General features: G+C 55.1%; 1 pseudogene. It reads left to right on the forward strand.

Annotated elements, in window-relative coordinates:
* Positions 1–546, forward strand: a pseudogene (locus HMPREF3158_RS12345) (IS3 family transposase); the annotation flags it as partial.

Below are 546 nucleotides of genomic sequence, written 5' to 3' on the forward strand. Positions count from 1 at the left end.
GCGGCGAAACGATGGAAGAAGAGCTCAAGCGTTTGCGCCGCGAAAACCGTGAGCTGAAGCGAGCAAACGGGATTCTTAAGACTGCTTCGGCTTTTTTCGCAGCGGAACTCGACCGACCCACGACCAAATGATCTCCTACATCGACACGTATAAAGATCAGTTTGGGGTCGAGGCCATCTGCCGAGTCCTCAAACAAGCAGATCGTGGATTCATCACTTCACGCGGCTACCGCAAAGCCACCACACGCGTTCCCAGTGCAAGAGCCTTAAGCGATAGCCTTCTCATCCCAGAGATACAGCGTGTGCATGCGGAGAATTTCTCGGTTTACGGTATCCGCAAAATGTGGCACGCGATGAACCGTGAAGGCTTTCATATCGGCCGCGACAAGACTGCACGACTAATGAAGCTAGCAGGTGTTTCCGGCCGCCGACGTGGGCGAACCCCTGTGACAACGATTAGCCCGAAGGCACCGGATCATCGCCCGGATCTTGTACAACGAGACTTTCGTGCCCAAGCGCCAGGCAGGTTGTGGGTTGCCGACATTAC

Origin of the sequence: Corynebacterium sp. HMSC06G04, from assembly GCF_001807365.1 — a bacterium.
GTDB lineage: Bacteria > Actinomycetota > Actinomycetes > Mycobacteriales > Mycobacteriaceae > Corynebacterium > Corynebacterium simulans.